Source organism: Alloacidobacterium dinghuense (assembly GCF_014274465.1).
Taxonomy (GTDB): Bacteria; Acidobacteriota; Terriglobia; order Terriglobales; family Acidobacteriaceae; genus Alloacidobacterium; species Alloacidobacterium dinghuense.
In genome coordinates this window covers 1,058,805-1,074,465 of record NZ_CP060394.1, presented here as the reverse complement: position 1 = coordinate 1,074,465, position 15,661 = coordinate 1,058,805, and the positions used below count along the sequence as shown (strand labels likewise).

General features: G+C 52.2%; 9 protein-coding genes. 5 read left to right on the top strand and 4 right to left on the bottom strand.

Going from position 1 to position 15,661, the window contains the following annotated elements; all coding sequences use genetic code 11:
* Window positions 1-13: 13 nt before the first annotated feature.
* Complete coding sequence (locus tag H7849_RS04340; RefSeq protein ID WP_186744444.1) at window positions 14-1,138, bottom strand: tetratricopeptide repeat protein; 1,125 nt, start codon at window positions 1,136-1,138, stop codon at window positions 14-16.
* A 394-nt stretch (window positions 1,139-1,532) separates the two neighbouring features.
* On the opposite strand from H7849_RS04340, the gene H7849_RS04335 reads away from it, so the two are divergent.
* Both H7849_RS04335 and H7849_RS04330 read left to right on the top strand, forming a co-directional pair.
* Window positions 1,533-2,237, top strand: coding sequence for a hypothetical protein (locus H7849_RS04335; RefSeq protein ID WP_186744442.1), 705 nt, complete (start codon window positions 1,533-1,535; stop codon window positions 2,235-2,237).
* A 217-nt stretch (window positions 2,238-2,454) separates the two neighbouring features.
* Window positions 2,455-2,748 (top strand): multicopper oxidase domain-containing protein, encoded by a 294-nt coding sequence (locus tag H7849_RS04330; protein ID WP_186744441.1) that lies wholly within the window; start codon window positions 2,455-2,457, stop codon window positions 2,746-2,748.
* 130 nt (window positions 2,749-2,878) lie between these two features.
* Here the strand turns inward: H7849_RS04330 and H7849_RS04325 are convergent, their stop codons facing one another.
* The 3 genes from H7849_RS04325 to H7849_RS04315 form a co-directional block, all read right to left on the bottom strand.
* A complete protein-coding gene (locus H7849_RS04325) occupies window positions 2,879-5,566 on the bottom strand; it encodes an alkaline phosphatase family protein (RefSeq protein ID WP_251106604.1) in 2,688 nt (895 codons plus the stop codon).
* A gap of 420 nt (window positions 5,567-5,986) precedes the next feature.
* Window positions 5,987-7,447, bottom strand: coding sequence for a glycosyltransferase (locus tag H7849_RS04320; RefSeq protein ID WP_186744437.1), 1,461 nt, complete (start codon window positions 7,445-7,447; stop codon window positions 5,987-5,989).
* A 15-nt stretch (window positions 7,448-7,462) separates the two neighbouring features.
* Complete coding sequence (locus H7849_RS04315) at window positions 7,463-11,653, bottom strand: tetratricopeptide repeat protein (RefSeq protein ID WP_251106603.1); 4,191 nt, start codon at window positions 11,651-11,653, stop codon at window positions 7,463-7,465.
* Window positions 11,654-11,919: 266 nt separating this feature from the next.
* Here H7849_RS04315 and H7849_RS04310 point away from each other — a divergent pair, with 266 nt between their 5' ends.
* Genes H7849_RS04310 through H7849_RS04300 form a run of 3 tightly spaced genes read left to right on the top strand, consistent with a single transcriptional unit; the run spans window position 11,920 to window position 15,661 of the window.
* Window positions 11,920-13,671, top strand: a complete 1,752-nt coding sequence (locus H7849_RS04310; RefSeq protein ID WP_251106602.1) for a glycosyltransferase family protein — start codon at window positions 11,920-11,922, stop codon at window positions 13,669-13,671.
* Window positions 13,668-14,795 carry a hypothetical protein gene (locus tag H7849_RS04305; protein WP_186744435.1) on the top strand — a complete coding sequence of 376 codons (1,128 nt, stop codon included), beginning with the start codon at window positions 13,668-13,670 and terminating at the stop codon, window positions 14,793-14,795. Before H7849_RS04310 ends, H7849_RS04305 begins: the two co-directional genes overlap by 4 nt.
* Complete coding sequence (locus H7849_RS04300; protein WP_186744433.1) at window positions 14,792-15,661, top strand: hypothetical protein; 870 nt, start codon at window positions 14,792-14,794, stop codon at window positions 15,659-15,661. The genes H7849_RS04305 and H7849_RS04300 overlap by 4 nt, the downstream gene beginning before the upstream one ends.

Sequence of the window (15,661 nt, the reverse complement as noted above, 5' to 3'; positions counted from 1 at the left end):
ATATCCTTGATATTTATTGAGGAGGAGTACTACTGGAAGGTGCTGAAGCGTTGCTCCCACGGTGCCTAAGTTCAATCGGCCCAGTCTGCTGCCGACGAGTCTGCGTGTATTGATCAATCTGTTGATCTACCTTCTGGTCACTATCGGTAGAGACGGCCACAATATGTTTTCCTTCAGCCGCACTCTGTGTCGCCAACCCAACGCGAGCATCTGCATTGCCAGCCTTCTGCGCTCTTTCGTAGAAAAATTCCGCTGTTTCGAGATCGCCATCTCTCTCGGCAACGTACCCGAGGTTATTCAAAGAAAATGCGCTGTAGGGGTCGAGTGAGTAGGCTTGAATAAAGTCCCGCCTCGCAGTGCTCCAATCATTCCGATTTACCGCTGACACTCCACGCACAGTAAGCACAGTTGCGCGCGCTTCTGCCGACTCGCTCTGCATTCGCTTCTGAAGTCTCCGCGCACTCTCGGCCGCCATCTCACTGACAGGCTTCCCTTTCCAGCCGTGATTTAGCGTAACTACGACGGGTTCAGTAGAGCGCGAATCAGAAGCGGCAACGTAGTATTTCAACGCGGCTTCGTAGTCACCCAGTGCTTCCTTGGCAACTCCCAAATTGTTCAGGGTGAAGGTATTTTGTGGATCTAACGTGAGGGCTTGCTGCAGAAGAAGATCTGCCTCCGTATTGCGACTCTCCGAAAGCATCTTGATCGCTTCCACATTGATGCGATTGACGCGCATTGGTCCCTCTTTAAGGGAACCCAAGGCATACATCATCGGCTTTCCTTCCAGCTGTTTCGCATTGCTGCGATCTATATACGCATTACTGCCCTGCTCAGTTGCTAACGCGTAGAACTTCTGAGCGCGATCCAGTTGTCCTTGCAATTCAGATATGTAACCAAGATTGTTCAGTGTGAACGGATCGGCCGGATCATAAAGATATGCCTTGTAGAAGATCCCTTCGGCCTTGTCATACTGGTGCTTCCGAATGGCTTCTACACCTTCTCGATTTAGACGCTGCACTGGGGTTAGTTCACTATGCTTTGGGAAAGTAATCTTGATGTCCCCTGCCCAGACCGGGCGAAGCCCTGAGCCGGCGATGATCACGGTAAAAGCAAGCAATCTTAGTCGTGTAGGAAGCATCTCTCGGTTTTGGCCCCTTGCATATTCACATATCAGGCGATGCAAGCAATCATTTTGATGCGTAGCACGGACATATGTTGCCTTGCGGGGTGGCTGCCGCATACCGTCCCTTTTGCTTCATTCAACAGCATGCGAATTCTCTCTTTATATGCGTTTCAGGCCACCAGCTCTTAACAATCACCATCAAATAACTGCTGAATTTATTTGAATGCCAAGGTGCCGAATGGGCCGATGTCTTGCAGTCGCTATCTTGAGTAGTATGGCAATCACGCAACTATCATTCGCAGGCGCAAAGCCAGAGCAAACGATTGATAAGCAATTCATTGCAAGCCCTGAAGGCACAGCCGATAGCTTGCCGTCTTTGCCACCCAGTCCTCGAGGAAAGAGCACGGTCATGGGCGGCGCCATCCACAATGTCGATCCTGTGCGAGACCAGTTGACGCTGAACGTATCCGGCGGAAAGCAGCGGGTGAAAATACTCTTTGATGAACGCACGCAAGTTTATCGCGATGGAGTAAGGGTCAAATTGGGTGATTTGCGCCCCGACGATCATGCATCGATCGAAACTGTGCTGGATGGAACAAGTGTCTTTGCTCTTAGCATTCACATGTTGTCGCAATCTCCTGAAGGCGAGTGCGAGGGGCAGGTGCTGAACTACGATGCTGGAAGTGGCGAACTAACTGTGAATGATGTTTTGTCTCGCGAACCAGTAAAACTGCGTGTCCCCGCAAAAGTGGCGGTGACTCGTGAGGGCCAAGCGGCAACATCCTCCTCAGGTACAGGGCTCGCAAAAGGAACTTTGATATCAGTAAAGTTCCAATCCGACAATCAAGGCCATGGGATTGCGAATCAGATCGCGGTGCTGGCTACTCCAGGATCTTCATTCGTTTTTAGCGGAAATGTTGCTTTTCTTGATTTGCATTCCAACTTGCTGGTCGTAGTCGATCCAAGGGATGAGAAGAGTTACAAGATTTCTTTTGACCCAGCCCGCTTCCCTGCCAGCAAAGATCTCCACGAAGGTGCGAATGTGAGCGTAACTGCAAGCTTTGATGGAACACACTACGTTGCTAGTGCCATTATCCCCAGGCAAGGCCGATGACGCCATTGTCGTTTTCGCAATGAGATAGATTAGAAACGAGTGCTGAAAACCAGGCGTGATTTCCTCACAATGTGTGCTGTATCTGTCCCGACCTTGTCTCTGACAAGCGGAGCCAGTGCCGAAGAGTTAAAGAATGCCGCGTATCGCACACCCCATACTCTCGAACGATATATAGATCCCCTTCCCATTCCCAAACGATTAACACCACAGGCGATGCATGGGGGCAGCGCCCATTATCGGGTGCGGATACTGGAATCGAGACGGCAACGTTCCCGCTCTTAATAGCGGGACTCTTCAACTCGCCGGAACACCACGCCTCCCTCATGCAAATGAAGCAGGCTGGAAGGATACGGCAGTGGTCAATCCGAAGGAGATACTCACAATACTCATTCGATTCGACGGATACACTGGGCGCTACGTATATCACTGCCACATGCTTGAACACGAAGATAACGACATGATGCGCCCATATGAGGTTGTCGCTAGCGATCTGAAGACGCCTAAGGGATAATCCGTCCACCCCGGCCGCGAATATGATCACAGGTTCGCATTCACGGTTGAGCCAAGTAAAGGCCATCCCCTGCGTAAAACATAGTCGAAGTATGCGACAGTGATGTCCGCCCTCTTAGACAATAATGCCCTCATGGTCCCATGCTGGTTGGAGTACATGGGTCGTGACCTAACGACTCTGCAGTCACTGGCGCAGGGGGCGATGGTGGCGTAGCCCACGGAGTATTTGTGAAGTCGAAGAATTCGAGCAAATTGGGCTGCACTTCGTCACGAGCAGTCAAGTGCGCGGATGCGCCGATGAATCGGTTTTCGACAAACTTGATCACTGCGGTGTGATCCATGGGCGTGTGCGAGACATAGTGCTTACGCGTGAAAGGCGAGATGATAATGTTCGGTAGCCGAAATCCAAGTTGTGCGGCAAAGCCCTGGACTGCCGGGGCATCTCCTGAATTAGCTCCAGGATCTGTTGCTGACAAGTCACAATGGGCGGTGCCATCGGGTAGACATGGGTTGTAGTTATCGGCATTCACCGCAATCTGTGAGACATCCGGGATCGTTCCAAGCGAAGCATCGGTGTAGTCATTTGAGTGTTTGGGGACGGGTGGCACATGATCGTATGGTCCTCCACCTTCGTCATAGCTAAAGAAAAAGATGGAGTCCTTCCACTCGGGGCTGGTCATGAACGAATTCACAATGTTTGCCACTTGTGCCTGACCTAACAGAACGGATTGGCCCGACCCTGGATGCTCGTCATTGTTACCATAGCCAGCTTCAATGAAGGCAAAGCTGGGTAGCGTGCCGTTCGTGAGATCGGTGAAGAATTGAGACAGCGGAGCGATATGGTCCGTGTCGATGCAGAATGAGTTCGATGAATCGCCGACTGCACTCGACTGTACGGTTGGGGGGCTACAAGGGGTTGCTGGCGAATACTCGTGCAAGTACTGATATGAATAGGACAAATTAGAAAAGTCTGTTGCGGGATATGCCGCGCTTGACGAGCCCGTGCAATCATCTTCTTCAAGGCAAAAGCCCAAGGTGACAGTGTAATAAATCTTCCATGACACTTTGGCTGTATCGAGCTCCTGGAAGATTGTTGGAAGATCGAGCTGACCAGAAAGATGGTCGTCTCCGCTCGGATCCTTGACCAATCCTTGAGTAGTACCGCCGGTGAACGTAGCGATGCGATTGCCGATGCTCTTCGTCGCAACCGGGGAGAACCAACGATCAGACACAGCAAACTGAGAGGCCATGTAGTAGTAATAGTTCAGGAAGTCCTGATCGTAGTACCCCATGGAACGTTGTCCCTGAGTATCAGTAAAATTGCCAGAGCACGAGCCAGTGGTGGAATTCTGGCAGCTCTTCGCAAAGCCTTCAGCGTTGTGGACGAAGCCATCCATCAAAATCGGGCGCGTGGTGAGAAAATCATATCGATTGACGTCGCCATAGCTTGCCAGCCAGTCCGAGCTCTCATCATCGACGCAAGTACTCTTCAGCTTAAATGGGGAATAAGGAGTGCCTTCATCGTTTACGTTGCTGATGATAGCCGACTTGTGATCGAGGCCATCTACGTCATATTCCTTGCCATCGTCGCCAATGTTGTAACCGTTCGCTTTGCGGTAAGGATTCAACATGCCGAAATAATTATCGAATGAGTGATTCTCCTGCAGCATGAAGATGACGTGATCGACGGATTGAAGGCTGCCCGCCGGAGTTACCGCTACAGTCGCACTCGCCGTCGCAGTTCCTCCGGCGCCGGTTGCGGATGCGGTATACGTTGTGGTTTTGCTCGGGCTGACAGATTGCATTCCCCCGCCCGCTTGCAATGTATATGAGCTGCCGTCGGTTCCGGTGACTGTTACCTGTGTCGCATTCATTGCAGTCACAGTCAACGTAGAGGAGTTTCCAGAGATGATTGCGGTCGGGTTAGAAGTAATGCTGACTGTTGGTGGAGGATTCGCTGTCACTGTTACGGTGGCGCTCGCCGAGGCCTTTCCCCCTGGGCCAGTCGCAGTAGCAGTGTAAGTCGTTGTGGCATCTGGGCTCACCGATTGCGTTCCGTTGCTCGATTGCAAAGTATACGAGCTTCCATCCGTTCCTGTGATCGTGACCTGGGTGGCGTTTGCTGAAGATACAGTGAGCGTGGACAAACTTCCTGCAGTAATTGAAGCAGGGCTCGCAGTCATGCTGACAGTGGGCGGTGGATTCGGAGTCACTGTTACCGTCGCAGTCGCTGAAACTTTCCCTCCCGCTCCCGTGGCGACCGCAGTGTAAGTTATTGTTGCTGCCGGACTGACCGATTGTGTCCCACCACTCGGTTGCAGAGTATATGTGCTGCCGTCTGATCCTGTTAACGTGACCTGCGTAGCATTCGTCGCGGTTACAGTCAAGATCGATGAACTCCCAGCACTGATGGATGCTGGACTGGCAGTGATGCTGACTGTCGGAGTCGGATTCGCAGCTACGGCTACAGTTGCGGTCGCTGTGGCCTTCCCCCCAGCTCCGGTTGCGGTTGCAGTATAGGTAGTTGTTGCAGCCGGGCTGACAGATTGCGTCCCCCCGTTGGGCTGTAAGGTATATGAACTGCCATCCGAACCAGCGACCGTCACCTGAGTGGCGCCCGCTGCAGTCACGTTCAAAGTAGAAGAACCGCCCGTCGCTATCGAAGTGGGACTGGCGGTGATATTGACCGTTGGCGCTCCCGCTGCCGCGACCGTTACCATCGCACTTGCAGATGTGCTCCCTCCGATTCCCGATGCTGTTGCAGTGTACTTTGTTGTCGCAGTTGGGGTAACGGTTTGTGCGCCTCCGTTTGCTTGCAAGGTATACGAACTGCCATCCGAGCCTGTAATTGTGACCTGTGTAGAGTTCGTCGCAGTTCCAGTTAATGTGGAAGAGCTTCCCGGCATTATGGAAGTTGGGCTGGCGCTTATGCCGACAATTGGAGCTCCTGATATTTTGTTTTCGCTACCGCAGCCAATCAGCAAAATAAACAGCGAGCAGCTGAAGGTCGCAGCCGCCATGCAACAAACCCGAGAGAGTAACCAACCAAGACCCACCTTAAAGAAGAGGTCATTCTTCTTAACATGCTCCACAAAACGCCGGCGCCCACTAAACAAGCTCATATCATTCTCTCTGTTCTGCTTCTTCGATCAGCTTCTACGCCCGATTCGAATGGCTCCATGCTCTAAGTACCTTCTTTTGCGCAGAACAACTAAGCAGAATTGAAATCACGTGCATACCTAAAAATCGCTTTCGAGCATTGGGGCGGATTGATACCCGTCACCGCCGGGATGTTCTGTTAAGGCCTCTTTGTCATGCCACACTTGAACATCCGCAGAATCGATGGATTCTGCATAGTCTCTAGGGGGCTCAAGACTGTGGCTCCGCTCTTTGCCATTTCCGTCTTTAGTCGGGAAACTCACATCGAATGTTTTGTCGTGACGTGAGAGCCGGGAACGCAGCCTGAGGCTGAGCCAGTTAGGAACAACGCGCGCATGATGTCGCTTGAATCGATTAAGCTCAAACCAGCGAAGATAGTTACGAACCACACTGGCCATCGTCATTTGTATGCCCGCGGCATAATTATGCTCAGACATCTGTTTTTGCAGTTCGGCTGAATGAAGAATGGTTACGAGTTGGTCTGCCAGATCCGCGGCATCCCCCACCCTGTAAAACTTGACCGCCATGTCTTCGTCAGCCGCCATTCCGCGAAAGTCTGCGATGTCCGCGCAGAGGATGGGAACGCCATATTCGCACGCTTGATGGGCTGGACCGCTCGATCCCGTTGCGGAATCGTATGGCATCACCACAACCGAGGCCGTTCTAAAGAGTTCAGGGATAGCTTCTTCAGCAACGTATCCGCGGAACTCGATCGGTAAGTCCGCAGGTTGTGCCTCACGCACCGACTCCCAATAGCCAGCCTTTGTGTGATGATTTGCGCCGGCGACGATCAATTTGGCGTTCGGAACCTTTGCCAGCACTGCTGGAAATGCCTCCATGAGCGTCTCCAGCCGCTTGTAGGTTCCCCAATGTCCGATCGCCAAAATACGAACCTGCGGATCCCCGCGCTTCGTAAAATCCGGGGGACTAGGTACAGACGAAAATGTTCCGTGCGTACCTAATAGAACATTTCGAGCCGAGTACTTTTTGGTAAGGGTGCGCCGGTAGCCGGAAAGCAGTACTGAAACCGAATGCGCCTTCAGTAGGGTCCTAGTGGCGACCTGAGTTCCTATACGAAATATCTTTTCCCGGCGCACTCCGGCGGTAGAAAAGTCTACGTGTTCGATGATGTGATGCAGCGTAATATGCGTATAAAAACCTGAAGATCGCACCAGTGCAGGTGCAGAGAGTCCCGCAAACGCGGCAAATGGATTTTCTGGTGTCGCAAAGCTTGAGAATACGAGATTGAACCACACCACATCTGGCTTCAATCTTCGAATTGTGTTTAGGAGACGGATCGGAGTTGCCAGGCTATTGAATTTCCAACAACGAATCACATTGAAGCCTGGCAACTCGGGCTGTTCCTGCGCGTTGAATGATTTGCCGTCCTCGTCAGTGGCGAATTCATAGTCAGTGAGTTCGTCGGCCAGAATAGTCAGTTCGATGGCGGGGTTGCGCCGAAGCTCTCGCGCAATGTGGAATGCATATTCATTCAACTGTCGTCCGCTAGGGGGGAACGTCGCAACTAAGCAGATTTTCATCTAGGGGCCCCTATTTCAAAACACCGTGATGCTTACGTAAGGTCTAAACTGCTGATTGTTCCCGCCCGGAAAATTGAAGAATGTTTCCTCCTGGAATCCCGCAGAAAAGCGAATCGGATACTGCAAGGTAACTTCTCCGCTCTCATCGTTAAACTTGCGATGGAGCGATCTTGCATACGATATGGAAAAACCGTTCTGTACCGCGTCATAAACGTGGAAGCTTCTGGTACTCGAATAGGATGTTGAAGCCTGCAAGTCCCAGTTACGTGTTGGCGCAAAGTCAACCGTCCCACTTGGACGTAGATTCTGCGCAATTCCTGAGGCTGTGCCGACCACTCGCCATGCTCGCAAATCCTCTGCGACAGCTCTAATCCTCAGTCGATCCGTAAACCGGCGTTCCAGACCGATATAGGACGAGGTGTAGTAGTTTTCATAATTTGTCGGCGCAAACTGTTGGTCATTACGGCCCCATCCAGTAACTAAAGCGGTTTTTCCCCAAGGCGCTCCGACTCGAAAGTCAATCGCTCCGGTCAACGACTGTGAGTGTAGATTGCTTTCGGTGAAAGGCCCGGACTCGCGAATGATGTAACCGCTAGCTGATAGCACGTTGAAAAACGAACTCGTAGATACATAGGTAAATACACGAAAGAGATTTTGGTTCATCTGCACTGGGGACTCGGAATCACGGCGAACCGTTGTCTGAAGACCGGCGTTGAAGGTCAGCACATTGGTCCCGAAATGAACCGTTGGATTTAAACCAAAGTTGAATGTGTAATCTGTTGTATCCCGATTGACCACTGAGTTCGTGCTGGGAACTGATATTTCACCTTGAGCGTTCCGAACTTGGAAAAATCCTCCAGGAGCCGGTAGGTATCCAAAGTGAAGATGATATGCAACTGTCCCTTGCGTCTCGATTGACGACCGCGGTGGCGGAAGAAGAGCTGTGTCAGAGCTCGACACTGGAAATGGTGCATCGAGTTTGGCATCCAGCACATAAACAGTTGAGTCTTCGAATACTGGCTGAATGGAAAAATCGGAGAGGAGGCTCAATTCGGGTGCCACTCTCCATCCTTCATTAGCCCCTGCTGCAATCAGGCTTTGCTCCGCCGTTTGATCATCTCCTGCGGCGTTTGTTGCTTGACCAAAAGCTGTAAGCGCCTGTGTGTTTTGATGTTCCTGCTGCAACACATTGGCTTCCGCCAGCAAGTACTGGTAGTTCGGTTCACTGTCAGGTGCATTACTGATCGCCGAAAGCTCACCTTGAGCTCTGGCGGTGTCTCCCAGTGCGAGATAGTTATCCGCCATACCGATGCGCACAGTTGTTTGGGACGCACCTGCAGCCTGCGCTCGTTCGAGATATGTCTGCGAGAGCTGATAATCATGCAAGCCACGAAATACATCAGCGGCCTCGACCAGTTGTTCGCCTGTCGGTGGCATCGTCTCTCCTGCCTGAGCTTCCATCTGAGCCAAGGCAATCTGCCGTGCGGCATCGTCCGGATCGTCTTGTTGCACCATGAGCTGCGCGATCGCTAAACGTACGCTCACGCGGTCGCTATCTGGCGCGACAAGCGCTTTGCGAAAGCAATCCATGGCAGCTGTCCGATCTCCTAGCATGTTTAGAGCCTGGCCTGTTGACACAAATATCTCGCTCTGCACGGATTTCTCATCTCCCGCCGCCGACGGCATTGATTTCGCATGCTGCTGTGCCAGCTCTACATATTTCAAGGTTTGATCTCGATCCTGAAGCTGCGCATAGGAGCGAGCGAGCAGTGCATAGATGAAAGCGTTGTCCTGTGAGAGCTTCTGTGCGATCAGCAGTTCCTCGACCGCGTCATGATACTGTCGCTCCGAGTACAGCGTGCCTCCCAAGGCAAAATGCAACGCCCCGTCATCTGGAGTAAATTTCAACGCTGCGCGATATTCGTATGCTGATTTAGCAAGCATGCCCTCTCTGCCATAGGCGGTGGCACGAATCAGGTGGATATGCTCTGAGTCGCCCAGTTCGGCTTCTGCCATCTGCGCTTGTCGAAGGGCTACTTGAGGTTTGTGAAGATCCAGGCTGGCGTATGCAAGTCCCAGGTGCGCCTCGCCGTTCTTCGGTTCTCGCTTAAGGGCCGCCTCAAAATCCTCCGCAGCGGATTGAGGCTGATGAAGATCATTCAGCATATATCCGCGGTTCACGTATGCCGTAACCACGTTGGGGTCCCGACTCACCGCCTCTGTGAAATCCTCCCGCGCCTTCTCCGGTTGTCCTTCGTGCTTGTGTACATAGCCGGCGAGCAGAGGAACGTCAGGTTCTTTTGGCAGGATCAGGTTGTATTTGTTCGTTAGCTCAAGCAGCTCGTCGTATTTCTCAAGATTGAGCAAGTCATAACCTAGATAGACCACAACATCTCGATCGTTTGGCAACACCTTTATCGCTTCAAGGCCTACTTCTGCCGACTGCTGATATTCGCCCTTAAACCTCAGGTATCTTTCCTTTTCTCGCAGAATTTGCGGTTCATGTTGCATATCGCTTGTTGAACGGCTCAGCCATACCCCCGCCAGGTTCAGGTCATGCGCTTCGATCGCGGCATTCATTCCTCCAGCTATGATGAGGGCATTGTGCGGGGCCATCTCATATCCTTTGCTGTAGGTTGCCTCCGCCTTGGTAAATTGGTTGTCTGAGGTATATAAATCCCCAAGAGCGAGATAGGGAACGTATAATAACGGGTAGGCTTGCGCTAGGCGTTGAAAGTATTTTTCGGCTTCCTGATCTTGACCGGATGCTCGTGAAGCGTAACCGAGAGACGTAAGCGCAAATCGGTTTGCCGGGTCAATTGCTATGATGCGTTTATAGACGGCAATTGCATCCTCGGTGCGCCCTAATTTCATCAACAGATCGCCATCGAGTTGCAAGTTATTGGGATCCTGCGCATTGAGTGCGAGCGCTTCCCTCATATCGCTCAAAGCACTCTCAAGCTGTCCAGCGTTCATTTTGATGAGTGCTCTCAAGCGAAGGAACTGACCTCTGCTGGGGCCATGGTCATCCATCGCGCTGACTTGTGTCTGTGCTATCTCGAGCTGATGTTTGGCAGCGGCTGCATCATTTATTTTCTGGTCCATCTCCATCAAATCCATGTGAAGCTGGATGCCGTAAAGCGGACCTTCCGCAGGATTCAGCGGGAGATGAGCCAATGCGGAACTGTACTCTCCTGCCGCCTCCCGGTCGCGTTCCTGTATCTGCGCGATCTCTCCGCGGATTGCGTGCAAACGGTAATAATCGGCGTCAATTCCTGTTGCTCGCTGGAGAAATGAGTTCGCATGGTCAATCGAACCCGCAGCGATTGCAGCTTGGGCTGCAGAAAGCTGCAAGCCAAGGTCTTTCGGCATTGCATTGGCCGCTTGCGCGTAGAGCTGTGCGGAATCATCGAGCTTGCCATCGAGCTGATAGGTATAGGCGAGTTCAGCCGCTACGTCCGGCTTTGGATTGCGAATTGATTTAAGAGAAGCAATTGCTTGCGGATAGTTTCCTATTTCACGGTAATAGCCCGCGAGCGATCGCTGAACATCTTGATTGTCGGGAGCACGCCGTTTAGCTGCCTCGAGATAACGGCTTGCCATATCCATTTGCTTCAGGTGCTGATAGCAAAGGGCCATGAGCAACTCTGACCGTGCGTCGGGCTCAATTCGTTCCGCCTTGCTTAACCATTCGAGGGCCGCGGTGTAGTCTCCGGATCTCATGGAGAGATCGCCAAGCAAAAGCGCATCGTCTCTACGCCTTGGATCCGCTGAAACCACCTGCATTAGCAGATGCTGCGCTTCGTCGTTTCTACCAATGGTGCTATAGGTTTGTGCAAGACCAGAAAGACCATCGAGTGCTGATGGATTCAGTTGAAGGCCCCGGTTGTAAGCGTCAATGGACAACTGAGTCTTCCCGTCAAGGCGGGCCGCATAACCAAGCAGGAACCAGAGCTGCGCATCGCCTGGAGCAGCTTGCGCGGCACGCTGGGCATAGTCAACTGCGAGGGCATGATCCCCACGCTTCAATGCCGCTGTTGCCGACTGCGCAAGACGGGCATTCTGAATATTCGTACCCCAACCCAAAGATTGGTCCGGGGAAGATGTTTGAGATGATTTGCTCTGTACCCTTGCGGAAGCATCATCACCTACCTTGTAAGTCTGCGCATTGGTGGGGCATGAAAGCGCAGCAAGCAGTGGAGACAAACTTATAATCTTCAGAATGACAAATCTATCTATCAACTGGTCACCGGGAAAAGTTCTAGTTCGAGCAGTGTCTGACTAAGTTTTGAAGTCATGATTAGTTCAACTAGTTTTGACTACCAGCTCAACTAGAGACTCTTTTAATTTCGAGAGCTTTGATGCTGATGCGGCAAGCAATGTTGGCTTAGACAGACTGCATGTGACCCTGGCGTCGACAGAGCAACCCTTCGCACTGATCTCAGAATCAAATGCAAAACGAGAGGGGACCTTTGCAACGCATCGAGTCTGTCGAACCGTCTACACGGCCCATTCCCTTAGCGTTCATCTTCATGGCCGCAATTGTGGTTCATTTGCCACTTTTACTCATGAAGTTGCCGCTGAAGTCGTACGATACAAACTTCCATATTTTCTTTGCATCTCACTATGTTCATCACTGGTTTGATCCCTGGAACCTGAAGTGGTATGCAGGATTTTCTCAGACCACGTACCCACCTTTACCCCAGCAGTGGGTGGCATTGATCTCTCGAATGATCGGTTTGGACATGGCCTACATGGCAGTTCAGTTTGTTGCCATACTGCTTCTTGCCCTTGGTGTTTACCGATTCTCTCTGCTGTGGGTTAGTCCGCGTGCGGCATCAATCGCCGCACTCGCGAGTATCTTTTTAGGCGCAGAGGGCTTTTTGGTTTACTCCACGGGACAGTTGGGCACTACCTCTGCCGCCCCGCTTTATTTGAATGCGCTGCCCTATCTCTTTGAGTGGGTTCGTTATGGGAACTGGCGATCCTTTGTTAAGAGCACCGTTCTCTTCGCAGCTGCGGCAGCAGCGCACCACGCAACACTGCTTTTCGGCTCACTATTTTTTGCGGTGCCTGTTCTTGCACTGGCATTCATAGATCGCCAAAACGACACGCGAGTCGCAACGTCTGCTTTCGCCTTTCGTACGATCACCATCACTGTCGTCGTCGGTGCGGCAATCGCAACGGTTCTTTTGCCATTCTGGATTGCATTGATCCACTACCCAGTTACGCAAGCTCCTATTCCGCACCCAAGCCGCGCAAACTATATCCTGAGTCCGCAATGGGGTCTCAACTACTTCGTCATTCCGTACGGTGCTTTGATCCTTGCGTTGCCGTTCATTATCCTGCGCGGCTCCATGACGCCTCGCCTTCGCCCGCTGCTTCTGGGCTTTTGGCTGGCGTTTCTGGTAGGACTCGGAGGAACGACTCCTGTCGGACGCCTTTTGCTGGGGCGCGCTTTTGAAGTCCTGACCATGGAGCGCTTTAGCTATTGGGCAACTCTACTTGCACTGCCGTTTGTCGGCCTCCTGGCTTCGGAACTTATTGCTCGATATCGAACACGCGCTGCTGTGGGCCTAACGATCGCCGCGGCGGCAAGCTGCGCACTAGCGGTGGCGTGGGCAACTTATCGACCGGCAGACGCTGCGGAATTTAAGGTCGATTCAGTTGCTTCATGGCTCAATCGCGACGGCCACGATCAATACCGCTACATTACCTTGGGCTTCGGTAATAAGATCTCGCGATTAGCGGTTTTGACTGACGCAAGTAGCGTTGACGGCGAATGGAATTCTGGCCGCATGTTGCCAGAGTTGACACAGCATGGCGCCGGTGCGCTCACCAGTTCAAAATACTTTGGAAAGCCGGGCCTCGATGCTCTGCGCGCAATCCTGGATCACGCGGATCGATACGGTTTGAAATGGGTATTCCTGAAAGATCCGTATTATGAGCCGCTCTTGTCGTTCGCAGGGTGGCGCCGTGTCGATAATCTTGAGGACAAAACCATCACCGTCTGGATGAAAGAAGGTGTACCTCCGGCCACACCATTGAATGCCCCTCAAATCCCTCCACATTGGCAAGGCCTTATGTGGGGGACTCTTCCGTTCGGTACTAGCTTGTTGGCCATCCTCGTGGTCTTCATTCCGGAGAAGCGCCGGAGCAGAAGCGAGGAGACGGAAACGTCTCCTGTCTATGACGATCTAGCCGCAGGGAGGATGGCCTCATGAACAAGGGACGTCTACTCGCTGCCTTCATCACAATCGCAACAGTGGCACTCATTGTGGTGGGAACTCTATGGCCCAATCAATCTGCTGTGGCTCTCGCTGGCGGGAAGAGTCTGCTGAGTCAATCATCGACGCCGGAAGCTGCGGTTACAAGTCTGGCGCAAGATATCGGTCAGCAAGCATGGCAAAAAGCATATTCGAGTCTTGCCAACAAGGCTGAATTCACTGAAGCGGAGTTCGTGCGTGACTTGACGGGAAGCTATCTAAGCCTTCGCACGTATGCCACTCTGGACAATTTTGAAGTGAGGCCGTTACATGCATCCTCCAACGATGCGCAACTGCAACTCACATTACACTGGTCCACGGTTGTGGGGACGTTTGCAGATACACGCAATGTGCACGTCGTCAAAAATGGAGATCATTGGGAACCCGAATGGCCCATCGTGAAAGAGACTCGCGTACCTCCACAGGTCATCACTGTGAATTATCTGCGATGGGATGTGATTTATCGTGGCGCTGGAGACGATTGGGGCGCGCAGGACGTCGAAGCGCCGCACGTTCGCATAGTGGACATGCGCCCTATTGAGAGAAGCGATGGTGTAGTCATTCTGGGGGAGCTTCTGAATGAAGACGTCGTCCCCGCTTATGTGTCAGTAAAGGCGACTCTGCAGGATAAGAGCGGTAAGCCGATTGCAACGGAGGAGAGTTTCGATAAGATCTCGCATCTTCTCCTGCCAAAGCAGGTTACACCGTTTTTCATCCCGTTTCATGATGTAGCACTATCCGACGTTGGCAGTGTTCACATGGATCCGCTGGCAACTCTGGTGGCGGCCTCAGCTGATCCAGTCATAGAGACAGAAAATCAAAAATTCAATCCGGCTCCAGGAGCCACATTGACGGGAGAATTGGTCAACCAAAGCGGCCAGATTGTAAATATTGGACATGTTCTAAGTACGTTTTACGACAAGGGTGGGCAATTGCTTTGGGTTGCGGATCACTATGTTGATCGAGCACTCTTGCCACAAGCTCCGGTTTCATTCTCAATCAATGTTCCGGAAGACATTGCAAGAAAGGTTAGCAACGAGCGCACGATCACAACTACGTACAGTTCAGGCAGTTTCCAATGAGACTCATACTGAAACCGTTGATTGTAAGCCTGATTGCATTGGCGACCCAACTAGCCATTGCTGAGAGCAGCAATCTAGGTCTGCCCAAAACTGTTGAAGCGGGAAAGGCATTCTCAATTCAAAGCAAGGGTAGTGGCGTTGCCGTTCTCTATTTCGTTGGTCCAGACCAGGTCCTCCGGCGTGACGTACAGTTGGGCGGTACTACGTCTATCCCCGCTGGAACTCTTTACAATGCCGGCCACTACACGGTAATCCTTGTAGGAGCGTCCTCGACTGACAGCGTTGCGTTCGATGTTGTTCCTACAGGCCAACCTGCGGCGCTGAGTTTTCTTGCGAAGCCTTCTCGCCTTCCGGTTGGCCTGCACAATGGTCTTAGCGGTGCGGTGTATGTCTTCGACTCCTATCAGAATTTGATTACAGCCCCCATTCCGGTTTCCTTTGAACTCTCGAATGCATCGGGTTTTGAACAAACTCATACGGTTACTTCTCGAGACGGCGCAGCCTGGATCACTCTGGATTCAACACCAAAAGAAGGTGCTGCCACGTTTATGGCTCGAGCCGGTGGGACTTCCAGTGCGCGCGTCATAGAACAGGTTCCGGGCGAACCTTGCGGGTTAAGGATAACCGCCAGGCAATTGAGCCAAAAACTGGATTTACAAACAGACCCGGTGCGTGACTGCAGTGGAAATGTTGTTCCCGATGGGACTATTGTCACTTTCACCGAAACCTACAACGGCACCCAATCAACCGCAGACGTACCGCTTAAACGTGGGATTGCACGTGTTGAGATGCCCGCCTATGACGGAGCGCGCATCTCAGTTGCAAGCGGAGTTGTCATGGGGAATGAGATTCGGTGGGGAAGATAA